The organism is Geoglobus sp., from assembly GCF_054018175.1.
The window spans coordinates 1-25,657 of sequence record NZ_JBPLZQ010000064.1; the positions used below are offsets into that span (position 1 = coordinate 1).

The 25,657-nt window shown below is 53.8% G+C and carries 30 protein-coding genes, 1 tRNA gene and 1 pseudogene; 14 read left to right on the forward strand and 18 right to left on the reverse strand.

What is annotated here, in order from left to right; genetic code table 11:
• From rpsK to ACXJJC_RS05200, 7 genes are all read left to right on the forward strand, one after another.
• Positions 1-272: 30S ribosomal protein S11 (gene rpsK, locus ACXJJC_RS05170; RefSeq protein WP_456369878.1), on the forward strand; the 272-nt coding region annotated here is incomplete at its 5' end.
• A gap of 35 nt (positions 273-307) precedes the next feature.
• Positions 308-1,093, forward strand: coding sequence for a DNA-directed RNA polymerase subunit D (locus ACXJJC_RS05175; protein ID WP_456369879.1), 786 nt, complete (start codon positions 308-310; stop codon positions 1,091-1,093).
• 3 nt (positions 1,094-1,096) lie between these two features.
• The gene (locus ACXJJC_RS05180) at positions 1,097-1,666 is read left to right on the forward strand and encodes an HVO_0476 family zinc finger protein (protein WP_456369881.1); all 570 of its coding nucleotides are present in this window, start codon (positions 1,097-1,099) and stop codon (positions 1,664-1,666) included.
• Positions 1,647-2,615: a nucleotidyltransferase domain-containing protein gene (locus ACXJJC_RS05185; protein ID WP_456369883.1), complete on the forward strand. Its 969-nt coding sequence runs from the start codon at positions 1,647-1,649 to the stop codon at positions 2,613-2,615. Before ACXJJC_RS05180 ends, ACXJJC_RS05185 begins: the two co-directional genes overlap by 20 nt.
• Positions 2,616-2,638: 23 nt before the next feature.
• A complete protein-coding gene (locus tag ACXJJC_RS05190; RefSeq protein WP_456369885.1) occupies positions 2,639-3,034 on the forward strand; it encodes a biotin/lipoyl-containing protein in 396 nt (131 codons plus the stop codon).
• Positions 3,034-3,543: an NTPase gene (locus tag ACXJJC_RS05195; protein ID WP_456369886.1), complete on the forward strand. Its 510-nt coding sequence runs from the start codon at positions 3,034-3,036 to the stop codon at positions 3,541-3,543. Before ACXJJC_RS05190 ends, ACXJJC_RS05195 begins: the two co-directional genes overlap by 1 nt.
• Positions 3,533-4,576, forward strand: coding sequence for a tRNA (guanine(10)-N(2))-dimethyltransferase (locus tag ACXJJC_RS05200; RefSeq protein WP_456369888.1), 1,044 nt, complete (start codon positions 3,533-3,535; stop codon positions 4,574-4,576). The genes ACXJJC_RS05195 and ACXJJC_RS05200 overlap by 11 nt, the downstream gene beginning before the upstream one ends.
• Here ACXJJC_RS05200 and ACXJJC_RS05205 read toward each other — a convergent pair.
• The 4 genes from ACXJJC_RS05205 to ACXJJC_RS05220 are packed head-to-tail and all read right to left on the reverse strand — an operon-like array spanning position 4,554 to position 7,479.
• A complete protein-coding gene (locus ACXJJC_RS05205) occupies positions 4,554-5,618 on the reverse strand; it encodes a Cdc6/Cdc18 family protein (protein WP_456369890.1) in 1,065 nt (354 codons plus the stop codon). The two genes, ACXJJC_RS05200 and ACXJJC_RS05205, sit on opposite strands and share 23 nt — an antisense overlap.
• Entirely contained in the window at positions 5,615-6,124 is a 510-nt protein-coding gene (locus ACXJJC_RS05210) for a MogA/MoaB family molybdenum cofactor biosynthesis protein (protein ID WP_456369892.1), read from the reverse strand. The genes ACXJJC_RS05205 and ACXJJC_RS05210 overlap by 4 nt, the downstream gene beginning before the upstream one ends.
• Positions 6,124-7,134 carry a flap endonuclease-1 gene (fen, locus tag ACXJJC_RS05215; protein ID WP_456369894.1) on the reverse strand — a complete coding sequence of 337 codons (1,011 nt, stop codon included), beginning with the start codon at positions 7,132-7,134 and terminating at the stop codon, positions 6,124-6,126. Before fen ends, ACXJJC_RS05210 begins: the two co-directional genes overlap by 1 nt.
• A 30-nt stretch (positions 7,135-7,164) precedes the next feature.
• Positions 7,165-7,479 carry a hypothetical protein gene (locus ACXJJC_RS05220; protein ID WP_456369896.1) on the reverse strand — a complete coding sequence of 105 codons (315 nt, stop codon included), beginning with the start codon at positions 7,477-7,479 and terminating at the stop codon, positions 7,165-7,167.
• Between the two features lie 102 nt (positions 7,480-7,581).
• Here ACXJJC_RS05220 and ACXJJC_RS05225 point away from each other — a divergent pair, with 102 nt between their 5' ends.
• Together ACXJJC_RS05225 and ACXJJC_RS05230 are read left to right on the forward strand one after the other, a co-directional pair.
• A complete protein-coding gene (locus ACXJJC_RS05225; RefSeq protein ID WP_456369898.1) occupies positions 7,582-9,663 on the forward strand; it encodes an acetate--CoA ligase family protein in 2,082 nt (693 codons plus the stop codon).
• Positions 9,632-10,687: a phosphotransacetylase family protein gene (locus ACXJJC_RS05230; RefSeq protein WP_456369900.1), complete on the forward strand. Its 1,056-nt coding sequence runs from the start codon at positions 9,632-9,634 to the stop codon at positions 10,685-10,687. Before ACXJJC_RS05225 ends, ACXJJC_RS05230 begins: the two co-directional genes overlap by 32 nt.
• On the opposite strand, the gene ACXJJC_RS05235 is transcribed toward ACXJJC_RS05230, so the two are convergent.
• The 8 genes and pseudogenes from ACXJJC_RS05235 to rpl7ae form a co-directional block, all read right to left on the reverse strand.
• Positions 10,676-11,320, reverse strand: coding sequence for an RNA-binding protein (locus tag ACXJJC_RS05235; RefSeq protein ID WP_456369901.1), 645 nt, complete (start codon positions 11,318-11,320; stop codon positions 10,676-10,678). The two genes, ACXJJC_RS05230 and ACXJJC_RS05235, sit on opposite strands and share 12 nt — an antisense overlap.
• A gap of 9 nt (positions 11,321-11,329) precedes the next feature.
• Positions 11,330-11,947, reverse strand: a complete 618-nt coding sequence (locus ACXJJC_RS05240; protein ID WP_456369903.1) for a methyltransferase domain-containing protein — start codon at positions 11,945-11,947, stop codon at positions 11,330-11,332.
• 2 nt (positions 11,948-11,949) lie between these two features.
• On the reverse strand, positions 11,950-12,339 hold the full coding sequence (locus tag ACXJJC_RS05245) for a 30S ribosomal protein S6e (RefSeq protein ID WP_456369905.1): 390 nt from the start codon (positions 12,337-12,339) through the stop codon (positions 11,950-11,952).
• 11 nt (positions 12,340-12,350) lie between these two features.
• Positions 12,351-14,117, reverse strand: a pseudogene (gene infB / locus ACXJJC_RS05250) (translation initiation factor IF-2).
• Complete coding sequence (gene ndk / locus ACXJJC_RS05255) at positions 14,114-14,572, reverse strand: nucleoside-diphosphate kinase (protein WP_456369907.1); 459 nt, start codon at positions 14,570-14,572, stop codon at positions 14,114-14,116. The pseudogene infB and the gene ndk overlap by 4 nt, the downstream one beginning before the upstream one ends.
• Position 14,573: 1 nt before the next feature.
• Positions 14,574-14,756 (reverse strand): 50S ribosomal protein L24e, encoded by a 183-nt coding sequence (locus ACXJJC_RS05260; protein ID WP_456369930.1) that lies wholly within the window; start codon positions 14,754-14,756, stop codon positions 14,574-14,576.
• Between the two features lie 10 nt (positions 14,757-14,766).
• A complete protein-coding gene (locus ACXJJC_RS05265; RefSeq protein WP_456369909.1) occupies positions 14,767-14,982 on the reverse strand; it encodes a 30S ribosomal protein S28e in 216 nt (71 codons plus the stop codon).
• A 26-nt stretch (positions 14,983-15,008) separates the two neighbouring features.
• Positions 15,009-15,371: a 50S ribosomal protein L7Ae gene (gene rpl7ae / locus ACXJJC_RS05270; RefSeq protein ID WP_456369911.1), complete on the reverse strand. Its 363-nt coding sequence runs from the start codon at positions 15,369-15,371 to the stop codon at positions 15,009-15,011.
• 138 nt (positions 15,372-15,509) lie between these two features.
• On the opposite strand from rpl7ae, the gene ACXJJC_RS05275 reads away from it, so the two are divergent.
• Positions 15,510-16,262: a 5-formyltetrahydrofolate cyclo-ligase gene (locus ACXJJC_RS05275; RefSeq protein ID WP_456369913.1), complete on the forward strand. Its 753-nt coding sequence runs from the start codon at positions 15,510-15,512 to the stop codon at positions 16,260-16,262.
• Positions 16,263-16,288: 26 nt separating this feature from the next.
• On the opposite strand, the gene ACXJJC_RS05280 is transcribed toward ACXJJC_RS05275, so the two are convergent.
• From ACXJJC_RS05280 to fni, 3 genes are read right to left on the reverse strand one after another with little or no spacing between them, the layout of a single operon-like run.
• A complete protein-coding gene (locus ACXJJC_RS05280) occupies positions 16,289-17,950 on the reverse strand; it encodes a glutamate--tRNA ligase (RefSeq protein ID WP_456369915.1) in 1,662 nt (553 codons plus the stop codon).
• The gene (locus ACXJJC_RS05285) at positions 17,950-18,909 is read right to left on the reverse strand and encodes a polyprenyl synthetase family protein (RefSeq protein WP_456369916.1); all 960 of its coding nucleotides are present in this window, start codon (positions 18,907-18,909) and stop codon (positions 17,950-17,952) included. Before ACXJJC_RS05285 ends, ACXJJC_RS05280 begins: the two co-directional genes overlap by 1 nt.
• Positions 18,899-19,978 carry a type 2 isopentenyl-diphosphate Delta-isomerase gene (gene fni / locus ACXJJC_RS05290; protein WP_456369917.1) on the reverse strand — a complete coding sequence of 360 codons (1,080 nt, stop codon included), beginning with the start codon at positions 19,976-19,978 and terminating at the stop codon, positions 18,899-18,901. The genes ACXJJC_RS05285 and fni overlap by 11 nt, the downstream gene beginning before the upstream one ends.
• Before the next feature lie 117 nt (positions 19,979-20,095).
• On the opposite strand from fni, the gene ACXJJC_RS05295 reads away from it, so the two are divergent.
• The gene (locus ACXJJC_RS05295; RefSeq protein ID WP_456369919.1) at positions 20,096-21,331 is read left to right on the forward strand and encodes a DNA methyltransferase; all 1,236 of its coding nucleotides are present in this window, start codon (positions 20,096-20,098) and stop codon (positions 21,329-21,331) included.
• A gap of 5 nt (positions 21,332-21,336) precedes the next feature.
• A complete protein-coding gene (locus ACXJJC_RS05300) occupies positions 21,337-22,002 on the forward strand; it encodes an MjaI family restriction endonuclease (RefSeq protein ID WP_456369921.1) in 666 nt (221 codons plus the stop codon).
• Here ACXJJC_RS05300 and upp read toward each other — a convergent pair.
• Entirely contained in the window at positions 21,999-22,697 is a 699-nt protein-coding gene (gene upp, locus ACXJJC_RS05305) for a uracil phosphoribosyltransferase (protein WP_456369923.1), read from the reverse strand. The genes ACXJJC_RS05300 and upp overlap by 4 nt on opposite strands.
• A gap of 4 nt (positions 22,698-22,701) precedes the next feature.
• Positions 22,702-23,982: a uracil-xanthine permease family protein gene (locus tag ACXJJC_RS05310; RefSeq protein WP_456369925.1), complete on the reverse strand. Its 1,281-nt coding sequence runs from the start codon at positions 23,980-23,982 to the stop codon at positions 22,702-22,704.
• Positions 23,983-24,081: 99 nt separating this feature from the next.
• On the opposite strand from ACXJJC_RS05310, the gene ACXJJC_RS05315 reads away from it, so the two are divergent.
• The gene (locus tag ACXJJC_RS05315; RefSeq protein WP_456369927.1) at positions 24,082-24,327 is read left to right on the forward strand and encodes an amphi-Trp domain-containing protein; all 246 of its coding nucleotides are present in this window, start codon (positions 24,082-24,084) and stop codon (positions 24,325-24,327) included.
• A 145-nt stretch (positions 24,328-24,472) separates the two neighbouring features.
• Here the strand turns inward: ACXJJC_RS05315 and ACXJJC_RS05320 are convergent.
• Positions 24,473-24,546, reverse strand: a tRNA-Gly gene (locus ACXJJC_RS05320).
• Between the two features lie 85 nt (positions 24,547-24,631).
• Between ACXJJC_RS05320 and ACXJJC_RS05325 the strand changes: the two genes are divergently transcribed.
• Positions 24,632-25,657: thymidylate synthase (locus ACXJJC_RS05325; RefSeq protein WP_456369928.1), on the forward strand; the 1,026-nt coding region annotated here is incomplete at its 3' end.

A 25,657-nucleotide genomic window follows, 5' to 3' on the forward strand; every position in this document is an offset into this window, starting at 1 on the left:
TGAAGGCAGGCAGAGACGAGGGAAACCCGTACACAGCCATGCAGGCAGCACTGAGGGTTGCTGAGATCGCCAAGGACAAGGGAATAGAGGGTGTCCACATAAAGGTTAGGGCACCGGGCGGAAACAAGCACACGACCCCCGGTCCAGGTGCACAGGCAGCGATAAGAGCTCTCGCGAGGGCTGGATTGAAGATAGGCAGAATCGAGGACGTTACACCGATACCGCACGACGGAACAAGGCCCAAGGGTGGAAAGAGGGGAAGGAGGGTTTAACGACCCTTCCTCATTTTTGATCCCGGTGTTTTGCCATGAAAGTGGAATTTGTCAGAGATGACGGTTTCTCGGCAGAGTTCATCCTGAGGGACTCGAATCCGGCGTTTGCCAACGCCTGGAGGAGAGCCATGAAGAGCCACGTGCCGACACTTGCAGTGGACTACGTGGACTTCTATATGAACTCATCCTACCTCTACGACGAGATCCTCGCCCACAGAATAGGACTGATACCCCTCAAGACGAACATAGACAAGTTCAACCTCCAGGAGAGCTGCGTCTGTCAGGGAGAGGGGTGTCCGAGCTGCCAGGTGTCGCTCAGGCTCAATGTCGAGGGGCCAAAAGTGGTCTACTCGGGAGACTTCATCTCCGACGATCCGGAAACGCGGCCAGTTTTCGACAACATCCCTGTGGTGGAGCTCTACGAGGGACAGCAGCTGATGCTCGAGGCAGTTGCGAGACTCGGTTTCGGCAGAGAGCATGCGAAGTTCCAGCCAGTATCTGTCTGCACGTACAGGCTGCTCGGAAAGGTGGAGATAGGCGAGGAGTGCACCAGCTGCGGAAGGTGCGTCGAGATCTGCCCGAAGAACGTGTTTGCCGAGGAAAACGGAAAGATCGTGGTTAAAAACGAGTACGGGTGCTCGCTCTGCAGAGACTGCCTCAGGGTTTGTGACGAGAACGCCATAAAGATCACCGAGACTAACGACTACGTTTTCAGGGTCGAGTCCGTCGGGCAGATGGAGGTAAGGGAAATAGCACGGAGGGCCCTTCAGGCACTCAGGAACAAGGCCGAGGAGATGAATAAACTGCTTGACGAGCTGTAAAAAATGAAAAGGGAACTTTACTGCGATTCGTGTAAAGAGGAAACTCCTCACAACCTGCTAAACCCATCCAGAAATCTTTTTCAGTGCGAGTTCTGTGGATCCGTGGTGGAGGTCACTCCGGAGAAGAGGGTAGAGATCAGGGCGATAATAAGCAGGGACGACGTTTCCGAGAGGGGAAAGGTCGAGGTCCCGGTGTCGGAGACCCTCACAAGGGGAGAGGAGATCGTAGTCGAGGTTGGAGATGGATACAGGATAGGGGAGATAACCTCGCTGGAACTCAAAAACGGAAAGCGAGTGGATGTGGCCAGAGCAGAGGACATTGAGACCGTGTGGCTGAGGGACGTGGGAGAGGTCAAGGTCAGGATAAGCCTGCACAAGGGGCCGGTCACAACACCCTACGAGATCTTCACGTCGGGAGAGGTGGAGTTCACGGTTGGCGAGATTCTGCCCGTCGAGGGAAGGCAGTACAGGATAACCAGAATAAAGCTGATAAACGGAGGCCTCCTCAAAAAGGAGGGCAAAAGCGCAAAGGCCAAGGAGATCAGAAGGATCTATGCCCAGTTTATCAGGTAAACCCCTCAGACTCAGGGACTTCATCAGGGTGGGCGATCTCTACTTCTCCGTCGTTGGTTACAGAAACGAGGGGAGCGTCAAGTGCTTCCTGAGGTACGCTCCGGGAAAGGGTGGAAGGTTCAAAGACGGGGTCGAGTACAGGAAGCTCACCCACGGTGAGGCCCTGAAAGCCGGGGAGAGGTTTTTCAGCAAATCAGAGGGAGTGTTCAGGGTAAAATACAGCGAAATCGACGAGGTGTTCAAACCGGAAGAAAGGCTCGGCGATGTTATCGACTCGGAGGTCAGAAGGGTCGTGGAGTTCCTGTCAGGGATTCCGACGAGCGAGATGGGTGTCACGGGCTCGAGGCTGATAGGGCTCATGGGAAGCGAGAGTGACGTGGATTTCGTTGTCTATGGAAGGTACTGGTTCGCGGCAAGAGAGAGGATAAGGAAGGGTATCGAATCTGGAAGGCTGTCAGAGCCGGACGACGACACGTGGGAGTTCATCTACAGAAAGAGAAAACCTCCTTTAAGCTACGACGCCTTCTTAGCTCACGAGAGGAGGAAGTTTCACAGGGCTTTCATAGGGAGCACTTACTTCGACCTGCTCTACGTAAGGGGTTACGGGGAGCTGAGCAGGGACATTCCAGAAAAGGTCGGAAAGAAGCTCGGAAAGATGAAGATAGTGGCCGAGGTTGTTGAAGACCGGGACATCTTCGACTACCCCGCTTACTATCCTGTCAGGCACGAGAGAGTCAGCGCGGTTCTGAGCTTTACCCACACCTACGCGGGCCAGGTGTTCCGCGGAGAGGTGCTCGAGGCGTACGGGCAGGTGGAGGAGATCGACGGAAAGCTCTACCTCATTGTCGGAACCAAGAGGGAGACCGAAGACGAGTACATAGTTTCCAGATCACTTCTGGAAAGAGAAGGAATAAGAAACCACCTGAGGGTAGATATCGAAAGTGTTTAAAATTCTCGAGAGAACAGAGGGGCATGAAAAAGTTCAAGGTCACGCTTTCAGGCAACGTCTACTACGCAGAGGTTGAGAAGGTCTCGGACGCCCTGTACAAGGTGAAGGTCGACGACAAGGTCGTGGAGGTCGAGGTCGAAGAGGAGGTCATAAAGTCCGTTCGGGGAACCTACCCTGCATATAAGGAGAAGGCCGCGGACCTGGGGCAGAAGGTTGTCAGGGCCATGCTACCTGGAACGATAATCAAAATCATCGTCTCGGAAGGTGATGAGGTAAAGGCAGGAGATACGCTCCTCATACTCGAGGCAATGAAGATGGAGAACGAGATCGTCGCACCATCCACCGGGAAGGTCAGAGAGATAAAGGTCACCGAAGGACAGAGGGTCGAGACAGGAGACGTGCTGGTAGTTCTGGAGTGATGAGGGTCGCCATTACCGGAAAACCGGGTACGGGGAAAACCACACTCTGCCTGAAGGTTTACGAGGCGCTCAGGGACATACTGGACGTCAGAGGTTTCGTCACGGAAGAGATCAGAGAGGGCGGAGTGAGGGTGGGCTTCGAGATCGTCGATCTGAAGAGTGGAGAGAGGTTCAGTCTCGCGAGGGTGGGTGAGGGGTTTCCAAGAGTTGGGAAGTACGTGGTTTACGTGGAGAGCGTCGATAGGGTTTCGGAGAGGATTCTGAGCGATTACTCCAGCGCGGACCTGACGGTGATAGACGAGGTTGGACCGATGGAGCTCAAGAGCAGGAGCTTCGTCAGCGCTATGAGCAGGCTGGTGGAAGCGCAGGACAACCTGCTCGTCACGGTCCACTACTGCTCCACTCACCCGCTCGTGCTCAGGATAAAGAAGGAGTTCAGGGTTTTTGAGATCACCCGGGATAACAGGGACTCTCTCGTGAGGGAGGTGCTGAACAGCCTTGATAGTTGAGGGCAAGGCCAGAATAAAGACGGAGGGAGTGTTCTACAACCCCCGCATGGAGTTCTGCAGAACCGCGGACATGGAGGTATTCAGGCTCCTGAGAAGCAGAAGCTACCTCGACGCGCTCGCCGCGAGTGGTGTGAGGGGAATAAGGGCGATGCTCGAGGCAGGGTTCGATGGGGTGGAGTTCAACGACATAGACAAGCGGGCGGTGGAGGTGATAGCCGAGAACCTGAGAATCAACGGTCTCAGTGCAGAGGTGCACAACAGGGACGCTGCATCTCTTATGAGAGAGAGAAGCTACGATCACGTTGACCTCGACCCGTTCGGTTCACCTGCAGAGTTCATAGACCCGGCGAGCAGGTCGGCGAGGAAGTTTCTCAGCATCACGGCCACCGACACGTCTGCCCTCTGCGGAAGCGCTCCCGTGTCGGGGCTGAGAAAGTACGGAGCCTTCGTCGAGAAAACTGAGTACTACCACGAAAACGGCCTCAGAGTGCTCATAGGAAAGGTCGTGAGCGAGATGACGAAGTACGACAAATACGCCGAGGTTCTCGTATCCTGGGCCAAAGAGCACTACTACAGGGTCCACCTGAGGGTCAGAAAGTCCAGCAGAATGGCCGGAAAGGTGTACGAGAAGATGGGTTACGTCCTCCACTGCAGGAAGTGTGGAAACAGGACTGCGATCAGCGTTTTCGAAACCCCGGACAGGTACTGCTCGTGCGGAGACAGATTCAGAATGTACGGCCCGCTCTGGCTCGGGGAGCTGCACAGCAGGGAGTTCGTTGAGAACCTACCAAAGGACGGCAGGGTCGGGAAGCTGTTCTCGGCGATAGAAGGTGAGCTGGACGTGGTGACGCACTACGACGTCCACACCGTGACTGAGAGGCTCGGAATATCCCCACCACCAATCGACGAGGTCATAAACGCTCTCAGGGAGCACGGCTACAGGGCGTCAAGGACGAGGTTCGGAGGGACGTCTTTCAAAACCGATGCGAGCGTTGCGGAAGTGATGAGGATCATTTCAGGAATTCGTCAATAGCGGAGAGGACCTCCTCCGCTCTGAACCTCCTCACGATGTACCTTTTCAGCCCCCTCTCATACTTCGTCGCCGTGTCGATGAGCCTCAGGTTCTCCAGCTTCCGTATTATCTCGTAGAACTTCGTGTAACCCATCCTGTCTCTGAACATCGCGTAGATGTTTCCCATGTACCTCTCGCCGGTCGTGTAGATGGCGAGCAGGACGTCCGCCTCCTCCCTGCTGAGAGCGGTGATCATTTTCCTGAAGAACGCACTTTTGCTTCTCTCGATGTTCTCCTCAACGTCCTCTACGGTGACGGTGTTCCTTCCACTCCTCTCTGCACTGAGAACCGCCATCTTTAGCAGGTTTATGCCCAGCCTGAGGTCGAGGTACTCAAACGCCTTCTCAGCTACGAGTTCAAGGGCCGAATCGCTAACCCTGCCGCCGATGATTCCCTCCACCGCCCTCCTCCGCAGTATCTCCAGCATCTCCTCGAGGTCGTAGACAGGAAAAACTACCTCGTCGGGATGGAACACCGAGGCGATCCTCGAATCGAAGGAGGCCGAGATCCTCATGTCTGTAGATATCCCGACAATCCCCGCCTTGAACCCCTCCATCTCCTCGTGTCCCTTCAGAATCGGAAAGAGCACCTCGTTCATCATCTTCTGCGGAAGGAGGTTGATGTCGTCGAGCACTATCAGCAGGACCTCCCCGCTCTCCACGGACCTCTTCAGAATTGATGCGTAGAGCTTCTGAAAGGATATGCCGGGGGGTGGCGTGTATCCGTACAGGGCCTCAAAGATTTTGAGAAAGAGCTGCTGTCTGCTCTGGTAAAACTGGCAGTTCACGTAGACTCCCCTGACCACATCACCGCTCATCTTCATCACGTACCTCATCACGGTGGTCTTGCCAGTCGCAGGCGGTCCGAGGCAGAGCATGTTCACGGGTCTGCTGCCCTGCTCAGCAGGCTTCAGGTTGAAGGCGATTCTCCTTATCTGACCGTCCCTGAAGAGTATCTCCTCCGGGATGTAGTCTTCGTCGAAAACCTCGTACCGGACGATCATCGCATACCCCTTGCGTGAGAGAGCACGTGGGTAACCACAGATTGAATTATTTCGACGCCCTTTTTCACCGCGTTTTTCGATCCTGGAAGGCAGAAAACCACCTTGCTCCCAACTATTCCTGCAGTGGCCCTTGAAAGCAGGGCACTGTAGCCAACCTCCTTGAAGCTCTCGAACCTGAAGATCTCCCCAAACCCATCGATCTTCCTGTCGTAAAGAGGTTCGACCGCCTCTACGGTGACGTCCCTCGGGTTCAGCCCCGTACCGCCGGTGATTATCACGACATCCTCGTCTCCCTCCATCACGGCTCTCCTGATCTCCTGAACGTCGTCCGGAACCAGGAGGTATGCCTTCACCCTGTCTCCAAAGCTGTCCACTATCAGCCTTCCGGAGGTGTCGTCCTCGGGTATGTTCTCAACACCCGCAACCCTGCCGTACCTCTCGAACCTCGATGTGGACACGGTGACGACCCTCACAGAGTACTCCCTCAAAACATCATGCCCGTGCATCAGAACCACCTGTCGAGAGTCATCTGGCTTGCGGCCAGATTTTCGGCAATCTTCTCAACCGCCTTCTCCACCCTGTCCCTGCTGAAATCGTGTTCCTCACACAGGAACTCGATCACGCCCTCAACATCCGGTTTTCCGAAGGAAATCTCGTAGTCATCTGTTACCGGCGGGTTCAGGTAAAATTCACGTATTTCCTCCACATTGTCTATGCTCGCCTTCAGAGCCCTCAGGGCCTTGAAGACGTCACCGTATGTCTTTATGTACTTGAGAGCCTTTTTCGCTCCAACACCCCTGACTCCCTCGTTGTAGTCCGTGCCGACAAGAATGGCGATGTCCACAAGCTGTTCCCTTGTTATGCCAAGCCTTCTCAGGTTATCCTGAAGGGATATGACCTCGGGCCTGACATCGACATAAACGTTTCTTCCGGGCAGCTTCCTCCTCCCCGTGATGGTGAGGTTTCTCGCCAGAAAAGGTGATCCGAAGAGGAGGGAGTCGTAGTCCTGGCTCCCGGTGTAGTCCACGTCACCCTTCGAAGTCATGTAAGCGGCCTGAGCCTCACCCTCACTCGGCGCGTCAACGCAGGGAATTCCCAGGAGGTTCAGGAGCTTCTTCGACGTTGTCACCACGTATTCGTCTATTCTCGCGGCCATCATGGCATACTTCTTCCCGTCCTCCCCCCTCTCCAGCGCGGCCTTCCACTTCTCCTCTGCCTCGACCTTCCTCTCAATCCTCTCCTGGATTTCCCTCGCCTTGAAGTCGGGAGGTTTTCCATCGAAAACGTACACGGGCCTGATTCCGTTCTCTATCATGTTGGCATTCCTGTAAAGCAGGCCGGAGAGGTGAGAGGTCATTCTCCCCTGAGAATCTCTCAGTGGGGTGCCATCAGGCTGTCTGATGGTTGTGATGAACTGGTAGATCGTGTTGAAGGCGTCTATCGCTATCCTTCTCCCTGAGAAGTGCTCCAGCTCTACACTCTCCCTCTCGAAGATCTCGCCAATATCAGATCCCATATCTCCAGTAAAGCGAGAATTAAAATAGCTTTATCTGTACAGCCTCTTCTCAATCCTGTCGAGTCTGAACTCTATGGACTCCATGTACGCCCTTATCTTGCCCTCTATTTTCTCCTCGAGGTCCGCGGAGTTTATCGCCACCGCTCTCTTCACACTCTCGAACTCCTCCTTCATCTTCTGCATTCTGTACTCCATGCTTATGAGGAGCAGGCTGAGAGACAGCGTCAGCATGAAAGCCGAGAAGATCACGATCCCGTCAACATTGTCGTACAGCGAAAGCCACTTCCAGGTGAGAACTATGGCTGAGACCACCATGACACCTGCGAAAACAACATCTCTCTCCATCGATCATCCCCCTGCACATTCTGTTCCTCAAAATATTTATAATTTTTAGTCAATTTTTCAGCACGTGCCACCTTTTTTAAACATCCCGCGTATTGGGGAGTGATGGACGGGTTGTTCTACCCGGAGAGCATTGCGGTAATCGGTGCCACCCCCAGGAGGGGAAAGGTCGGCAACACCATCCTGAGAAACCTGAAGTCGTCGTTCAGGGGAGAAATCATAGCCGTAAACCCGAACTACGAAGAGGTTGACGGAGTGAGGTGTTACGGGGACGTTAGTTCTATGCCAAGGGTGGACCTCGCTGTGGTGGTAACCCCCGCAAGATCCGTACCGGGCATACTTGAGGAGATTGGAAAAAAAGGCATCAGAAACGCTGTGGTCATCTCCGCCGGATTCAGAGAGGCGGGCGTGGAGGGGATGAGGCTTGAGAACAGGGTCGCTGAGATCGCTGAAAGGTACGGAATCAACCTGGTCGGGCCCAACTGCTTGGGCGTGATAAACACGGACATTGGGCTGAACGCGACATTCTCAAGAGAGGTGCCGGATAGCGGGAACATAGCCTTCCTGAGCCAGTCTGGAGCGTTCATTCTCGCCGTGATTGACTGGGCAAAGCACGCAGGCATAGGGTTCAGCAAGGTCATAAGCCTGGGAAACAAGGCGGTGCTGGACGAGGTGGACTTCATAAGATACCTGGCAACGGACGAGCAGACGGAGGTAATAGTGCTGTACCTGGAGAGCGTGTCGCGAGGCAGGGAGTTCATGAGAGTCGTGGAGAGCGTTTTCAGGGAAAAGCCCGTGATCGTGCTCAAGTCAGGGAGAACTGAGAGTGGATCGAGGGCAGCATCAAGCCACACCGGCAGCCTTGCAGGTAACTACGAGATATACAGGGCGGCATTCGATCAGTGCGGAGCAGTTGTGGCTGAAACAGTGGAAGAGCTCTTCGACTTCGCCCTCACGCTATCGAGGTACAGGAGGGGCGGGAAGCTCGCCATAATAACCAACTCCGGTGGTCCGGGTGTCATAGCCTCGGATTTCGCAGACACCTACGGTGTGGAGATGGCGAGGTTCGAGAGCAAAACTGTCGAAGAGCTGAGAAAGGTCCTTCCACCCCACTCCGGATTTTACAACCCGGTTGACATACTAGGAGATGCCAACTCCGAGAGGTTCGGGAAGGCGCTGAAGATAGTTGAGAATGACGGAAACGTGGGTGTCCTGATGACCATACTCACCCCCTCGGACACCCTGAACTTCACCGAGTGCGCCCGCTTCGTTCTTGACGCCAGAAAGCCGGTGATCACCTGCATGATGGGTGGAAGGTCGGTCGAGGATGCCGTGAGGGTGACGAGGGCGAAGGGGATTCCAAACTTCTTCGACCCTGCAAGAGCGATCAGAGCAATAAAGGTGGTGGAGGATTACAGCAGGATGGTGGGGAGGAGGAGAGAAGAGCATCCAGAGATTCACGCAAACCGAGAAACTGCGAGGGAGTTTATCATGAGGCACGGCCCAGGCTATGTTGGTCTTGAAGCCATGGAGCTCCTGTCCGCATACGGAATCCCGGTCGCAAAGTGGGGGATCGCGAGGACGCCTGAAGAGGCGAGGGAGGTGGCGGACAGGATTGGATACCCCGTAGCCCTCAAGGTTCTGTCACCGGACATAGTTCACAAAAGTGACGCCGGAGGTGTCAGGCTGAACGTATCTGAAAGTGAGGTCGAAAGGGCGTTCAGAGAGATGATGCTGAACATCGAGAGAAAATTCCCGCACGCGAGAGTCGACGGAGTCCTCGTGCAGGAGATGGTAGGCGGAGGAGTTGAGGTGATCGTGGGCGTTAAGAGAGACCCGTCGTTCGGTCCGGTGATCATGTTCGGGCTGGGAGGAGTTTTCGTGGAGGTCTTCAGGGACGTGACGTTTCGCGTTGCCCCACTTTCGAGGAGAGACGCCATGGAAATGATTAAAAAAGTTAGGGCATACAGATTACTGAGCGGTTACAGGGGTGCAAAAAGGATGGATATCAGCTCACTTGCGGATGTTCTCGTCAGGGTTTCTGTCCTGGCAGTGGAAAACGAGGAGGTTGTGGAGATGGACCTGAACCCCGTCAAGGTTCTCGAGAGCGGTTGCGTTGTTGTCGACGCCAGGATGGTCCTGGAGGGGAGGGAAGATGGTCAGGAGCATTCTGATCTCGTCAGTTGAGGAGTACTCCGGAAAAAGCTCAATTATCGTTGCGCTTGGCAGGATCCTCCAGGAGGAGGGGTACGAGGTAGGATACTTCAAACCATTTGGTGTGAACACGGTGATGAGGGACGGGGAGCCGGTAGACGAGGATGCGTGCACAACCGCGAGAAACCTCGGATTGAGTGAGGACGTCACGGGCATAGTTCTCGACAGGCCGTACATCGAGTTCATACCGTACGTTGATGCGGTCGAGATAAAGAGGAAGATCCTGGAAAAGTACAGCGAGGTGTCCGGCGGGAAGGATGTCGTGTTCGTTGAAGGCTCCGCGGACTACAAGACCGGGAGGGCGATAGGCATCGGCGATCCGTCGATAGCTGAGATGCTTGACCTTAGAGTCCTGATGGTCGCCAGATACAGAACCGACTTTGTGGTGGACAAGCTCCTGAACTCCAAGGACGTGTTCGGTGAGAGGCTCAGGAAGGTGATAATAAACCAGCTCTCGGGATACAAGACCACGTACGTGCAGGCCATCTCGACGAAGGTCCTCGAGAACGCGGGACTTCGCGTAGTAGGGGTGCTCCCGAGAGACCCGGTGCTCGCCGGCGTCTTCGTGAGCGAGATTAGAGACGCTCTGAACGGAGAGTTTCTCGTCCGTCCGGAGAGGGACACGGTCATAGAGCACCTGATAATAGGGGCGATGTCTCCCCAGTCCGCGCTGAAGTACTTCAGGGAGACGAGAAACGCCGCCCTGATAACTGGAGGAGACAGAAGTGACATTCTGAGAGTTGCACTCGAGGTGCAGAACATAAAGTGCCTCATTCTCACGGGTAACCTCGAACCGGAGAGGATAATCCTCTCCATGGCCGAAGAGAGGAGCGTTCCCGTTATCCTCGTGAGCGAGGACACGCTCACAACAATGACAATGCTCGAGCAGATATTCGGGAGGGCAAGACTGGCAGGGGAGGTGAAGGTGAAGAGGATCGTGGAACTCGTGAGGGAAAACGTGAGGATGGAGGAGGTGAAGGAGTACTTAGGGCTGTAGCAGGGAGAGCACTATCGCCTCCACCTCTCCCAGCCTGTCCCTTATCGACAGGATCTCCGAGTGGTCAAGCTCCCCAGTCCTGTCCAGCTCTGCCGGAACGAACATACCCTCGCTCACCACATCCCCGAACTGTCTCGGTGGTAGGTGGCTCACCACGGCATTTCTGCCTGCCCTGAATTCCTGTGAATTCGTCACCACTTCCATTTTGAATCCGCAGTCAAATGAACACAGCCACAGGCCGTCGGAGATCTGAACGGTGGAGACGATCTCCCCAGAAAAGTACCTCACCGCTTCGAAGGCCTTTTCTATCTGACCCCTCCTCAGCAGGGCCGGGAGGTGGGCGAGGTACTCGAGCCAGTATTTTGAATTGAGCTGGTGAAAATCTCTTTCCGCCTTCAAAACAGCATCGAGAATGCCTTTTGCCGTTTCGGAGATTCTGACGGTTGATTCGAACTCTGCAAGCTCCTCAAACGGCATGTAAGAGTACTTGACTATCTGAATCTCACTTTTAATCCCGGAAACCGCCCTTACCAGCTCCTTCCTCCTCTGGACCTTAATGTTGTTCAGGGATTTTTCAAGCTCCTCCAGCGCCTTCTCGGCGAGCCTTATTCTGAAGTCGTTTGCAGTGTCCACAACACCACCTCATGGCTTTCTTCCAGAGACTATCACAACGAGCTTGCTCCAGAAGGAATACGGGCCCATCTCGACATACCTTATGTCCTCGAGACCCGCCTTCTCCATCCAGAGCACCATCTGCTGGGTTGACGGGAAAAGCATGATGCTCTCCGCAAACTTCCTCACCAGCATGTTGTCAGGTTTTCTCGGTGCGAGGATCACCACCCTTCCACCGCTCTTCGTAACCCTCGCCATCTCCTGCACGCCCTTCTGCGGATTGGGCCAGTACTCTATGCTACCTGCTGATATCGACGCATCGAACACGCTGTCCCTGAATGGGAGGTTCTCCGCATCCCCCCTGAGGAACTCCGCGCCGCCAAATCTCCTCACCGCCTTCTCCATCTGCTCCGGTGTCAGGTCAACCGCAACGACGTTTTCCTCCCCAACCCTCCTGGCGATTTCCTCAGTGGTGAAACCGGTACCGCATCCAACTTCAAGAACCAGATCACCCTTCACGACCTTCGCCATGTCCACGACGGTTCTGCGCATCTCGTGCGAGTAGAAAAATGGGTTTACAAAGTCATATACCTTGGAAAAGTACCTGTAAAAGTTCCTCGCCCTTGCCTTGTCCTCCAGAACCCCCATGCTCACTCCTGCTGACCCTTGAAGTACTCCTCCAGCGGAACCTTACCGTGCTTTACCACCTTCATGTTTATCTGAACGATGTCCCTCGTTATCACCCTGCCCCTGACCATCTTCTTCTTCCTGATGCCCTTCTCCTTGGGCCTGTAGCCAACACCACCGGAGAGGAGTATCCTCTTCCTGACCGGACCGGGGATGTCTGGCCTTATCGGGAACCCGTCCTTGTCGCTCCCCCCCGTAATCTGAAGCTCGTAGTCCGGAGGAAGCTCGACGACCGTTCCGTTTATAACGTCCCCAACCTCCTTCCCTATCAGCTTGTTCGCGTTCGCTCCGCTAACAACCTTCTGATACGCCTTCCCGGTTGACGGATCCGAAATCACAACCTTAAACTCCATCTCGCATCACCTCACTTACCCCAGAAGGGATTATCCTTCCTCTTAATCTCGAGAAACTCCAAAAACGCGCTCCTCGCAGCCTCACTCAGCGTTTCCATGAGCTCCCGCTCTATCACCTTTGCGTGCCTTTCCGGCAAATCCACGAAGAGAACCTCATCGCCCTCAAGCTGTCTGCCTATTGTCACCCCATCAATGGCAACGGCGATCTCGTCACCCTCCTTCGCAGTGGATATGTTCTCTCCAGACTTCTGCATGCTCCTTACAACCCCTGCAGGGGTGCCGTCAGGCCGGATGAGTCTCACGTCCTTCCTGAGCTCACCGGCCAGAACCTTGACCCCTATTACAGCGGGTTTGCTCCTCCTGAATATGTAGTTCTTCAGGAGCTGAATCTTGCCGGGCATTATTATTGACTCAATCTTCTGCCTTTCCCTGAGCCTCTTCTCCTCATCTCTCCACTGGGTGAAGTTGTCTATGAGGCTGTAGATGATCTGATCGATGAAAAGCCTGACACCGTACTTAGCAGCCTCCTCTTCCACTCCGGGCAGAAGTTTCACGTTAAATCCGATTATGACCCTGTTGAGCTCGTCCCTGTTTGCCGACGCCTCAACCACGTCCTTTTTCGTTATGTCTCCAACATCCGCCTTCTTTATGGGGATTCCGATTTCCCTGAACTCATTTATCAGTGCCTCGAGGGAGCCGAGAGTGTCGGTTTTTATGACCACACCCTCCTCGTCGGTCTCTATCGCTATCTCCTGGTACTCCTTCTTTATCCTCTGCTCGAAGGCCTTGACATCCTCATCGCTCTCAACCACCTCAAACTCACTGCCCGCGAGAACGCCCTCGATGTCGGGGGCGACGACCTTGATTCCCGCAGCCGCAGTGACGCTATCCACGCTCTTGAACCTGCTCTAAAGCCTCATCTCCCTCGCAGGTCTCGGCCTCAGGATTCCCCTCACGTGCGTGACAATGACGCCCTCTACGCCACCTATCGCAATCCTGTCACCAACCTTCAGCGTCCCGTCGTAGAGAATCGCGTCAAACGTAAGTCCGAGCCCCTTCTCTTCCTTCACCTCGAGAACCGTGCCCCTCGCCCTACCCTCGACGTGCAGCCTGAGTGAGCTTTCCAGGTACCTCTGCGCAAGTCCGACGAGCAGCATCAGCAGCTCCGGAATTCCCTCGCCCGTTAGCGCAGAGATTGGAACGATGGCAACGTTCCTCGTGAAGTCCCTTATTCTGTCGAACCTGTCTGCAGAAAAACCGCGCTGGTAAAGCTCCCCGATCAGCTCGTAAATCCTGTTGTCCAGCCTCTGCTTCACCACGTCGTCCTGCATCGCGTAGCTCTTCATGAACGGCATTCCCTCGTTGCTCTGCCATCCGGGGATCTTGTCTATCTTGTTGGCAGCAACGATAAAGGGTGTCTTGAATGTTTTGAGTATCATCAGAGCCTCCTCTGTCTGGGGCTTGAATCCCTCGTTGATGTCAACTATCAGAATCGCGAGGTCAGCTAAAGCCCCGCCCCTCCGCCTCAGGTTCGTGAACGCCTTGTGACCGGGAGTGTCAATAAAGAGCAGGCCTGGTATGACCACGTTAACATTCCAGATGTCCCTGCAGATCTCCTTTATCGCCGAGAGGGGTATTTCCGTCGCACCTATGTGCTGCGTTATTCCCCCTGCCTCCTTGGCAGTTACGTTGCTCCTCCTGATCCTGTCCAGTAGGGTAGTTTTCCCGTGGTCAACGTGTCCAAGCACTGCCACTATCGGAGTTCTGAGGACCTTCATCTCTCGTAAACCCAGTCCTCGTCAACCTTGGCGTAATCGATCAGCTCGTCATCGCTGAAGAATATGGAGATCTCCCTCCTGGCCGACTCCGGCGAGTCCGAGGCGTGCACCACGTTCCTGCCAATATCCAATGCGAGGTCTCCCCTGATCGTTCCCGGCTCGGCTTCGACGGGGTTTGTCTTGCCCACCAGGCTTCTCACTACGCTTATCGCGGATTTGCCCTCAACGACCATCGCCACAACCGGACCGGAGGTTATGTAGCTCACGAGCGAGTCGAAGAACGGCTTCTCCCTGTGCTCGGCATAGTGAGTCTCCGCCATCTCCCTTGGAATCCTTAGCATCTTCATCGCGACGATCTTGAGGCCCTTTCTTTCGAGCCGGGAGATCACCTCTCCGATCAGCCCTCTCTGAACCCCATCGGGCTTGACCATCACGAATGTCCTCTCGACCTCCATCTCACTGCCCCCTGACGTAGTACCTGGTCCACTTGAGCTTCCTCGGATTTCTCTTCAGGACGACCATGTTCTTCTCGCACTTCCTTGAGCAGAAGTGGAGGATCTTGCCGTCCCTCCTGACGTAAATCTTGCCCGTCCCGGGCTCAATCTCCTCACCGCAGAACGAGCAGATCCTCTTCTCCACTGCCACACTATCACCTCACTGCCAGCTTCTTCGCCTCTCTTGCCGTCTCCTTGATCATGAGAACGTCTCCAACCCTCACAGGGCCAAACACGTTCCTCGTGATGATCCTTCCCTTGTTCTCACCACCGAGCACCCTCACCTTAACCTGCGTGGCCTCGCCGTGCATTCCCGTTCTGCCTACGATCTCAACAACCTCGGCTGGTTGAATGTCCTCATCCTCGGCCATAAACCATCACCTCAAAAAGATTGAAATTATTTCTTGAGTCCGCTCACCTTTGAAACAACATCCTCGAGCTCCTTCTTCGCCTCGCCCTCGCTGAGAATTGCTGCGGCAGCACAGGCTACCTGTATACCAGCCGCCTTTCCGAGGTCCTCCTTGCTCTTGACGTAGATGTACGGGATGTTCTTCTCCTCACAGAGGAGCGGCAGGTGTGCCACGACCTCTGGAGGGTCAACATCCATGGCAATGTACACGAGCTTCGCCAGACCCCTCTCCACAGACTTCGTCGTCTCGTTCGTCCCCTTTTTCACCTTACCAGTTTCTCTCGCTTTCTGCAGCAACACGAGAGCTTCGTTCTGCAATTCTTCAGGAACGTCAAACCTGACATACACCATCTCATTCCACCTCCTTCACACCGGTTCATCATTCATCGGCTTCTCAGCCATTCCGTCGTGTGGTTTTAAATCTTTCTGCACTTCGGTCTGTGGGTTTATAAAAACTTTGGAGACATTCCGGAATGAGAGGGAAAGACCATGAAAAAAGATTACGAAAGCCTCAGAGAAGAAAAGAGCAGAATACGAAAACTGATCTGGGACAGGATGCTCGAAATGAAGATAGCGAGGTTTCCACTTCCTCCCCACGGCAGGATTCCCAACTTCGCTGGCTCGGAAAAATGCGGACAGCTCCTCGACGAAATCAGAGAGTGGAGGGATGCAGAGGTCGTAAAGATTGACCCTGACAGCCCTCAGTGGAGCGTCAGGCTGAAGGCGCTTTCTGACGGGAAAACCCTGATGATGCCAACTCCAAGGATCAGGCAGGGATTTCTCGTCATCGACCCGAAAAGAGTTCCCGAGTCGAGATTGAGTGGAGCTGCTACGATAAGGGGCGCGTTCAAATGGGGAGAGAGGGTGAGGACCGCCCGGGACCTCATAGAAATTGGGAGCGTGGACCTCATAGTTGAGGGAAGCGTGGCCGTGAACGTCCACGGAGAGAGGCTGGGGAAGGGTGAAGGGTACGGAGACCTCGAGTTTGCAATTCTCGCAGAGCTGGGGCTCGTGAGCAGGGACGTTCCGGTGGTCACAACAGTTCACGAAATCCAGATCGTCAGTAACTCGCTACCTCAAACGCCCCATGACGTTTCTCTTGACTACATCATCACTCCTGGCTCAATCGTCAGAGCGAAAAACCGTCGTTCGAGGCCAGGTGGCATCCTCTCCGAGTTCCTCGACAGGAGGAAGGTCAGAGAGGTACCAATTTTGAGGGAAATCCTGCATGCAGAGAGGTGACGGTGTGGGTAAAAAACTGGAAAAAATCACGGGTGGGTGAATACCGCCCTCACTACATCGCTGACCTCCTCAATTCTGCAGAAAGCGTACCTCTCGAACTGTACGACCTTGTTTACCGCCCCTCTCACGTTGCTCTCTGCAAGCCCCTCGACCATTCCATCGGGGGTCAGAACCTCGCACCTCAGTGCCTGCGATTCAGGAAGCCAGTGTATGATGTTTCTGCCCTTCCTTGCTCCCTCGACCTCGTCTCCAAGATACACAGCCCTGCCATCCTCCTGGATTCTCACATTGCAGAACCCCTTCAGCCTGACCTCTCTGCCCTTAAGGCTCTCGTAATCGTCCCTGGTTATGTAAACGACGCTCTCACCTCTCAACTTCCTCGTTCCAATGTCCCTCGACGGGTGAAGTGGAAGCTCAACGTCTTCAACAGCCTCTATGCCCTCGATCTCAATCCTGACAGGGTTCCAGACGAAAAAGTACCTCTCTGCTCTCTCATCAACAATCTTTCTGTTCTCAGCATAGAGGTTCTTCAGGCTAACACTCACGTCGTTCTCCCCAACCCCAAGAGACAGGAAGAATTTTCTGATCGCCTCAGCCTCGAAGCCCCTCCTCCTCAGTGATTTTATCGTCGGCAGAGCCGGATCGTCCCAGCCCGCATAAACACCCTCCTCAATTTTCTTCCTGATCTCGCTCGTGGAAAGCCTTCCGAACTCGTGGATCTTTATCCTTCCCCAGTGCCTTACAACAGGGTATTTCCATCCGAAGTAGTCGTAGATGTACCTCTGCCTCTTCTCAGAGTCCGCAAGGTCCTTGCCCCTCAGGATGTGGGTCACTCCGAGAACGTGATCCTCTATTGCGGACTCAAAGTCGAGGGTGGGGTAGACCACGTACCTGTCCCCAACGAGGGGGTGGTCGGAGAAGATTATCCTGAACGCCACCCAGTCCCTGACAGCAGGATCCCTGTGGGCCATGTCGGTCTTTATCCTGAGAACCGCCTCGCCCTCACCATAATTCCCGCTGAGCATCTTCTCCCAGTCCTCGAGGTTCTCCTCAGCGCTCCTGTCTCTGTGGGGGCAAGCCGTGCCTGCATCCTTGTACCTCCTGAACTCGTCCCTCGAGCATTTGCACACGTAGGCATGCCCCATCTCGATGAGTCTCGCAGCGTGGTCGTAGTACATATCTATTCGCCTGGACGCATACACGACTTCATCCGGCTTTGCATCAAGCCACTCGCAGTCCTCGATGTACCAGTCATAAGCCTCAAGCAGCGGTCTTTTTGTCCTCGGATCGGTGTCGTCGAAGCGGAGAATGAACCTGCCATCGTACATCTTCGCGTACTCGCTGTTCACCACTATGCCCCTCGCAGAGCCGAGAGTTGGGGGGCCGTTGGGGTTCGGGGCGAACCTCATCACGACCTTTCCTTTCTCTGCGTGAGGCAGTGGTGGAAGCTGGTAGCCCTTCTTAGCCTCCTTTTTCTCCTCAGAGTACCTGCTGAACAGCTCCTCCCTCTCGTCTTCATCCAGCTCTTCAAATTCGGCGATCACCTGCCTTATCCTCTCGAGAACCTCCTTGGCATTTTTCCTGAGCTCGGGATTTTCCGCAAGAACCTTGCCTATGACTGCCTTCTCGTTCGGCTTTCCGTACTTCTTGGCGTTGATCACAACATGCTTCCAGATGACGTCGTCCATCAGTAATCCCTCTCTATCAGGTAGTCCGCAAGCTCCAGAAGGTAGGACCTCGCAGGAGTGTCATCAAGAACGTCGAGCTGGGATTTTGCAAGCTCTATGTACTCCCTCGCCTTCTTTTTCGCGTAATCCACAGCTCCGCAGTCAAAGAGCCTGTTTATGTCCCTCTCGAGCTCCTCGCTGCTGGCCTTCCCCTTCCCGAATGTCTCGAGCTCGACGCCCTGCTCAAACGCCTTGATGACGATCAGCGTCTTCTTTCCCTCAACGATGTCGCTCCCCCAGTCCTTGCCGATCTTGTCCCTTCCGGTTATGTCGAGCAGGTCGTCGTGAATCTGAAAGCCTATTCCGGAGTAAATGCCGTAATTCCAGAGAGCCTCTTCGACTTTTCTGTCCTCACCGAACAGAATTGCCGGAATCGAGGCGGATATTCCTATCAGCACGCCCGTCTTCTTTCTGACCATCTCTATGTACTCTTCCTCGCTCACCTCAGCGCGCTCCTCAAAGCTCATGTCCATGTACTGGCCCTCGCATATCTCCACGCAGACCCTTGCGAGGCTCCTGACTGCCCTGACCACGTTCTGAGGTTCTGCGTCGCTCATCGCAAGAATTTCGAAAGCCTCAGCATAGAGGGTGTCTCCGGCGAGAATTGCAGTTGGAACTCCGTAGAGGATGTGCACTGTTTTAACCCCTCTCCTCATCTCGTCCTCGTCCATTATGTCGTCGTGTATCAGAGTGAAGTTGTGGATCGTCTCGATCGCTATACCTGCCGGGAGAGCTTTTCTGCTGTCCTTTCCGAGAGCCTCTGCGGCTATCAGTGTTATGACCGGTCTGAGCCTCTTTCCACCTGCCTTCAGGTAGTGCCTGGTTGCCCTGTAAAGCCCCTCTGGCTCTTTAACGCTGAGAATCCTCTCAATCTCACGGTTGACAAGTTCGGCCTTTTCCCGTATGACTTCAGAAATCATGGAACCTCCTCCTCACAAACTCAAACAGGTCAAACTCCCTGAATTCTATCCACTCTCTCAGAAGGCCGTGAACGAATATGTGAGTCCTGTGAAGATCGTAAACGTGCGAGCAACCCGTCAGAAAGAGGGTCTTTTTCAGGCCCTCGATGAAGTATGCAATCTTCCTCTCCACGTCTTCAGGACCCTTCATTGCAGGTCTCAGAAACGGAAGGGCTGAGCTCGCGATCTTCGCACCGAGGGCAATTGCCTTCGCCGCATCAATACCGCTCCTTATTCCTCCGGTGGCAATCACAGGAAGGACATCGTGGCAGTCAATTACCGAAAAAGCGGTCGGGATTCCCCAGTCCCAGAAGTCCTGCGCGACCTCCCTCTTCAAACCGTCGTTTATCCTGTAAACCTCAACGCCGCTCCAGCTCGTACCGCCCTTACCTCCAACGTCTATGGCCTTTACTCCAGCCTCCCTCATGCTGAAGGCCACTTCCCTCGATATTCCGGCGCCGGTCTCCTTCACTATGACAGGAACCTTAAGCTCGCTCGCCACCTCCCTTATCGCCGCGTAGCCTCCAGAGGCGTTCGTGTCTCCCTCGGGCTGAACTATCTCCTGAAGGAAGTTGAGGTGAATTGCGATCGCATCGGCGTCTATCATCTCAACAGCCCTTTCCGCATACTCGACTCCCTTTTCGATTATCTGGGGAAGGCCTATGTTTGCGTAGATGAACGCATTTGGCGCGTGCTCTCTCACGACCGAGAAGGTGTCCGCTACGCTTTCGTCCTCTATTCCGGCGCGCTGACTTCCCACCCCCATCCCGATTCCAGCGTTTTCAACTGCTATGGCCAGATTTCGGTTAATCTCATACGTGTCAGGATGACCCCCAGTCATCGAGGCAATCAGGAAAGGGGCGTTGAGCTTCTTCCCGAAAAATTCAACCTGCAGGTCAACACTGTCGTAGTTGACCTCCGGAAGTGAATTGTGGATGAACATGACATCCTCAAACCCGGTGTAACTGGACTCGACGCTCTCGTTCAGGCATATGTTTATGTGATCGAGTTTTCTGTTGGACGTCGTCATCTCGGCAAAATAGACGGTTTGTCTTAAAAAGGTTTGTCGTGGCAAGCGGTCAGAACAAATAAATCGGCGAACTCAGATGTGAAAAAGTTATTAAGTAACGCCAAAAACATGAGTTTAATGGATAACTGGGCCAAGATCATCATCGGAGATAGCAGAAAAATGATCGAAGTAGCCGATGAAAGCATCGACCTTGTGGTAACCTCTCCCCCATACTGGCATATAAAGGATTACGGAGTCGAAGGGCAGATCGGTTACGGACAGACACTCCACGAATACCTGAAAGACCTGTACAGGGTGTGGAAGGAGTGCTACAGAGTGCTTAAGCCCGGGAGAAGGCTGTGCATCAACATTGGCGATCAGTTCGCCCGATCTATAATCTACGGAAGATACAAAATAATCCCCCTCCATGCGGAATTCATAGCGATGTGCGAGAATATCGGCTTTGACTACATGGGGGCAATAATATGGCAGAAAAAAACCACTATGAACACCACAGGTGGGGCCAATGTGATGGGTTCATACCCCTATCCGCCAAACGGAATGATAGAGATAGACTACGAGTTCATATTAATTTTCAAAAAACCAGGAAAGAGTCCAAAGGTAGACCGGGAAACGAAAGAAATGTCCAAACTCAGCAAGGAAGAGTGGAAAGAGTACTTTTACGGTCACTGGTATTTTGGTGGAGCAAGACAGATCGGGCATGAGGCGATGTTTCCCGAAGAGTTGCCGAAAAGGCTCATAAAAATGTACACCTTCGTTGGCGACGTGGTTTTAGACCCGTTTCTTGGAAGTGGGACCACCGTAAAAGCCGCTCTGGATCTGGGAAGAAACGGAATCGGGTACGAGATAAACAGGGAGTTTCTGAGCATAATCAGGGAAAAGCTCGGTCTGAAGAACAGTCTGCTGGGATTCAGCAATAACGTGGAGATAACGGAGCGAACGGAAAGGATTGATGTAGATGAGGTGGATTACGTACCGAGAATTAAAGACGCAAAGCCGAAAATCGATCCGAAAATGCTGAAGTTCAACGGCGAACGTCTGTACAAGGTGGTCGAGATACTGGATGAGCGCACGATAAAGCTCGATACGGGGCTGAAGGTCAGGCTCCTAGGCGTGGAAGTCACAAACAAGGATGGGGCTGTGGAATATTTAAAAAATTACGTCCTCAGAAAGGATGTGTTTCTGCGATTTGATAACGGATGTGAGCCGGAAAAGGATAACGTGGAGGCATACGTATACCTCAAGAACAAAATTTTCATAAACGCATACATGATAAAATCCGGTCTGGCGATTGCAGATAGAGAAAAGGAGTACAGGATGAAGCGTAAGTTTATTCAGCTTGAAAGCGTGTGATCAGCATGGCCAAGGAATGGATACTGAACATAGCGACAAATAGATGGGGACTCAACAAAAAGAACAGTGTCGGTCCAGTTTCCCAGTGGATTCGAGAGTGCAGTCCACGAGAGGTATCTGAATGGGAGAAATACTACCTAGACAAGCTTTCGAAGTTCCTAAAAGCAAAGGGAATTGACCTACCTCCTCGAGAATATCTCAAAGAGCTTGGAAGGAAGCTATACGTGAAAATAACCGAAGTCATTCAGGCAGAGATAGAAGAAGTCACAGAAGAGGATTGCGTGAGGTACATCCACAACCTCGTGATAAACAGAACGTATGATGGATATCTAAACGAAATCAGAACTATTTACGGCAAGCTTCAGAAAATGCTTGGTGTCGAAGTTAAACCAGCTCCAGACGAGTGGGACAGACTTTACAACGTCGATTTCTACATCGAAGTAAACGGCAAGTACATTGGCATCCAGATCAAACCGATAACATACGAGCAGACCCCTGAAATTCACAAGTGGAAGAGCTGGCTGGAGAGGACGCACAAAGAATTCGAGAAACAGATGGGTGGAAAAGTTTTCGTCGTTTTCTCAGTCAAAAAAGACAACAGAAAAGAGATTTACAACACCGAAGTGATCGGTGAAATAAGAAAAGAAATCGAGCGGTTGAGAAAGAGTTAGTCAAAGCTGTGCAGCTGAGGGAGTGTGGACAGCTTTAGCGGAGAACCGAACGTCCTGTCTCCAGCATCTCCAAGTCCCGGAAGGATGTAGCCGTCCTCGTTCAGCTCCCTGTCAACCTTGGCAACGAATACCTCAACCTCCGGAAACTCCTCCTTTATCCTGCCTATCCCCTCTGGAGCCGCCAGCACACCGAGCACGATCAGCCTCTTCGGGCTTCCGTACTTCTTAACCTCCCTGATGACCTCTATCAGCGTGGACCCTGTTGCGATCATGGGATCTGCGATGATGACGGTGTCCTCCTCCTTTATCTGGGGGATCTTGATGTAGTTCATCTCGACCTCGAAGTCCGGGGCCTTCCCACGTACGGCAGAGACGATACCTATTCTCGCGTGCTCGAAAACCTTGACGAGGCCTTCCATCAGCGGCACGGCTGCCCTGAGAACTGTGACTATCACCACGTTCCTTCTGTCGACCACAACGATGCCGTCAGTCTCTTCAAGCGGAGTTTCGACCCTCCTTTTCTCGACACCCATGGTCTTGATGATCTCGTAACCCATGAACCTGCCGAGCTTCACGAGGCCCTTCCTGAACCCTATGGAGTCGGTCTCCCTGTCCCTCAGCTCCGTCAGAACCTCCATCAGATACGGTGAGTCCTCCATCGTGTAGACTCCATCCCACCTCTCATCCCTTATCATACCATCACCTCAGAACCTGATCCAGAACTATCGCAGTTAGCGCCCCCACAGCCATCCCGGACTCAAGTATGCTGGCTATGATCTTCGGAAAGTGCTCGAGGAACTCCTGTGGAAGCTGGGGAGCTCCGAGTCCTACTATCAGCGCGCTGGCAATTATCAGCATGTTCCTGTCATTGAGCTCCACCTTGTCCTTTATAAGCCTGAGCCCGGTAACGCTGATCATGCCGTAAAGCGCTATCGTCAGACCGCCGAGAACCGGCTGGGGGATCGATGCGAGAATTCCAGAGAACTTCGGAAACATCGAGATCGCGATGAGTATCAGTCCGCCAATCTGCACCACCTGTCTGCTCGCAACCTTTGTGAGGGCAACGAGGCCTATGTTCTCCGAGTAGCTCGTCGTACCACATGCTCCCAGTATTCCCGCGATCGAACACGCGATACCCTCGCTCATTATTCCCCTGTTGATGTGCCTGTTGGTTATCGGAGTCTCGGATATCGCGGAAATCGCGTGATAGTCTCCAACGCTCTCGATTATGCTCACCATGAACGCGAACAGGAGGGTTATTATGGCGTAGGCCTCAAAGGTCGGTGTCCCCCACGGGAGGAGAGTTGGAACGTTGAACGCTGGTAGCTCGCTGACGAGGGTGAAGTCAGCCATTCCGAGAGGTATGCTGACCAGGTAGCCAACCACCGCACCGACTATGACCGGCATCGCCCTGAGCGCACCTCTCGACTTCAGAGCAACCACCACTGTCACGGAGAACGTTATCAGAGCAATCGCGACGGCCCTGGGTATGCTCTCACCACTCGGGTCTGCGAAGAAGTTGAACGTGTACTTCACAGCAACATGGGCGAGAGAGAAGCCTATGAGCATTATCGTAACGCCAGTAACGACCGGCGAAAACAGCTTCTTGAGCTTCCCAACGATGCCGAAACCGCCGAAAACCGCCTCAACAATACCTCCGGCAATCAGCGCTCCCTCAACAGCTGCAAGGCCGCTCGAGCTGCCGATGCTTATGAGCCCGGGAATGAACGCGAAGCTCGACCCCTGAACTATCGGGTACCTCGAACCTATGGTCGTCTGGAGAATCGTCGCAATCCCCATCGCAAGCAGCACGACCTGTATCAGCAGTGCAATGTCCTTCTGGCTCAGCCCGATTGCGTTGCCGACGACGAGGGGAACCGTGATCGTAGCGCCAAACATCGCGAGAACGTGCTGAAAACCGAGAACCACAGCTCTGGAGTAGGGTAGCTTCTCCTCAACACCAACTCTCACGCCATTCATCCTACCGCCCCCCATAGGTATGCCGGGTGTTAAAAAATGTTTTTGAGGGGCACGAAAATTTCGAAATTTTCATTAAATAGCACGAACCACATGTGAACGGTGGTTGATGTGTTCAGCGGTGAGGAGGTTGAGTACGAGGCGCACCTGAACAGGAGTGAGCTTGCCGAGTTCCTCAGAAAGCTCGCTGATCAGGTTGAAGGAGAGGGGATCGTGAAGCTGAGCACCCAGGACGGCGACATCGCGTTCAGCTTCAACGAGCCCGTGGAGGTCAAGGTGAAGTGCAGCGGTCCCAAGAAGAAACTGAAGGTGAAGCTCGAGTTCAGGCAGAGGGCAAAGCTCGTGTGAACGAAACTCATTTTTTAGATGCTGTCACGTTCAGGCAAGCTCCCCACGGCTTCTACCATCTCCACATTTACCCGCATTTTCCCCACGATTGCGTCAAAAACCCAGAAAATTGTGCTAACCTGAACCCAGCTCTCAAAAAGGTGAGTGCGCCGGCCGGGATTTGAACCCGGGGCAGGGGCTCGGCAAGCCCCTGTGTTAGCCAGGCTACACCACCGGCGCCTGTTCCCCAGACACACTGAATTGTTAATAAGGCTTTCGGGTAAATGTTAAGTTTTTCCGGTCAGAGGATATTGAGGTGTTCTGAATGCTGATTGCAGAAGACCCCGAGAAGCTTCAGAAAATGCTGATCTCCCAGATACTGGACGAAAACTGGAAGTTCAGGTCAAAGTACGGATCTGAGCTCAGAGGAAAACCACAGCTAGTCATTTCTGAAAATCCCGCATCCGATTTCGAGCCGGACTCAAGCGGGTGGAGAGCGTGCGGGGAGAGTTACGGCGAGAGGGTGGGCGAGTGCATGGAGAGTGCCGTGGAGAAGCTGAAAAACGTCCCCTACACGAGAAGAGTGTCCATACCGGTCTGGAGACCAAAGGACCACCTCTGCGACACACCTCCCGCGATTACGGAGATAAGTCTTCTGTATGCGGACGGTAAACTCCACGCGACGGCTTTCGTGAGGTCCCTCGATGCGGTCAGCTACTTCATACCCAACTTCAGCTTCGTCAGCCACATTCTCGAGGAGGTTTCCCGAAAGGCCGGGCTCGAAACGGGAAGCGCTGCAATGCTGATATCCATACCCCACATCTACGAGAGAGACCTCGAGAGGGTGGAGAGAATGAGGTACGCGGAATTTTTCGGATTCCACAGGCTCGGAACCCACATTGTTGAGGACTACCTGTCCTCAGCATGGCATTCCGCCTTAGAAAACATCTACTACCACGGAGACGTGAAGAGAACGGAGTGGGGCGAGCTGTTCGAGGGTCAGGAGGAGAGCAGGTACGTGCACAGACTGTTTATCGAGGTGAAAAACCCGGAGGACAACCAGATCCACGATAAAGCGCCATTCACCAGGAAGTACGGAGTAGAGTACGCCCACGACTACGTGATACACGCCAAGGCAATAGACAAAGAAGTGAGGGAGAGCATACTGAAGGAGGGAGAAACGTACACCTACGCCGAAAGGGCCAGGTACTGCGAGATGGATGACGTGAGGGTGGATCAATTACATGCAGTGATTCGGAAGCTGAGGGAGAGGAAAGAGAGGAGGGACTGCTACGTGGGAATATCGAGACCGTGGGACATCAACAGCGACGAGCCACCTTGCCTCAGGGGA

Coding starts and splice junctions, on each gene's coding strand:
- ACXJJC_RS05175 (WP_456369879.1), top strand. CDS start 308: ATGAAAGTGGAATTTGTCAGAGATGACGGTTTCTCGGCAGAGTTCATC.
- ACXJJC_RS05180 (WP_456369881.1), top strand. CDS start 1,097: ATGAAAAGGGAACTTTACTGCGATTCGTGTAAAGAGGAAACTCCTCAC.
- ACXJJC_RS05185 (WP_456369883.1), top strand. CDS start 1,647: ATGCCCAGTTTATCAGGTAAACCCCTCAGACTCAGGGACTTCATCAGG.
- ACXJJC_RS05190 (WP_456369885.1), top strand. CDS start 2,639: ATGAAAAAGTTCAAGGTCACGCTTTCAGGCAACGTCTACTACGCAGAG.
- ACXJJC_RS05195 (WP_456369886.1), top strand. CDS start 3,034: ATGAGGGTCGCCATTACCGGAAAACCGGGTACGGGGAAAACCACACTC.
- ACXJJC_RS05205 (WP_456369890.1), bottom strand. CDS start 5,618: ATGATCGTCCGGTACGAGGTTTTCGACGAAGACTACATCCCGGAGGAG.
- ACXJJC_RS05210 (WP_456369892.1), bottom strand. CDS start 6,124: ATGCACGGGCATGATGTTTTGAGGGAGTACTCTGTGAGGGTCGTCACC.
- fen (WP_456369894.1), bottom strand. CDS start 7,134: ATGGGATCTGATATTGGCGAGATCTTCGAGAGGGAGAGTGTAGAGCTG.
- ACXJJC_RS05220 (WP_456369896.1), bottom strand. CDS start 7,479: ATGGAGAGAGATGTTGTTTTCGCAGGTGTCATGGTGGTCTCAGCCATA.
- ACXJJC_RS05225 (WP_456369898.1), top strand. CDS start 7,582: ATGGACGGGTTGTTCTACCCGGAGAGCATTGCGGTAATCGGTGCCACC.
- ACXJJC_RS05230 (WP_456369900.1), top strand. CDS start 9,632: ATGGTCAGGAGCATTCTGATCTCGTCAGTTGAGGAGTACTCCGGAAAA.
- ACXJJC_RS05240 (WP_456369903.1), bottom strand. CDS start 11,947: ATGGGGGTTCTGGAGGACAAGGCAAGGGCGAGGAACTTTTACAGGTAC.
- ACXJJC_RS05245 (WP_456369905.1), bottom strand. CDS start 12,339: ATGGAGTTTAAGGTTGTGATTTCGGATCCGTCAACCGGGAAGGCGTAT.
- ndk (WP_456369907.1), bottom strand. CDS start 14,572: ATGGAGGTCGAGAGGACATTCGTGATGGTCAAGCCCGATGGGGTTCAG.
- ACXJJC_RS05265 (WP_456369909.1), bottom strand. CDS start 14,982: ATGGCCGAGGATGAGGACATTCAACCAGCCGAGGTTGTTGAGATCGTA.
- rpl7ae (WP_456369911.1), bottom strand. CDS start 15,371: ATGGTGTATGTCAGGTTTGACGTTCCTGAAGAATTGCAGAACGAAGCT.
- ACXJJC_RS05275 (WP_456369913.1), top strand. CDS start 15,510: ATGAAAAAAGATTACGAAAGCCTCAGAGAAGAAAAGAGCAGAATACGA.
- ACXJJC_RS05280 (WP_456369915.1), bottom strand. CDS start 17,950: ATGGACGACGTCATCTGGAAGCATGTTGTGATCAACGCCAAGAAGTAC.
- ACXJJC_RS05285 (WP_456369916.1), bottom strand. CDS start 18,909: ATGATTTCTGAAGTCATACGGGAAAAGGCCGAACTTGTCAACCGTGAG.
- fni (WP_456369917.1), bottom strand. CDS start 19,978: ATGACGACGTCCAACAGAAAACTCGATCACATAAACATATGCCTGAAC.
- ACXJJC_RS05295 (WP_456369919.1), top strand. CDS start 20,096: ATGGATAACTGGGCCAAGATCATCATCGGAGATAGCAGAAAAATGATC.
- ACXJJC_RS05300 (WP_456369921.1), top strand. CDS start 21,337: ATGGCCAAGGAATGGATACTGAACATAGCGACAAATAGATGGGGACTC.
- upp (WP_456369923.1), bottom strand. CDS start 22,697: ATGATAAGGGATGAGAGGTGGGATGGAGTCTACACGATGGAGGACTCA.
- ACXJJC_RS05310 (WP_456369925.1), bottom strand. CDS start 23,982: ATGAATGGCGTGAGAGTTGGTGTTGAGGAGAAGCTACCCTACTCCAGA.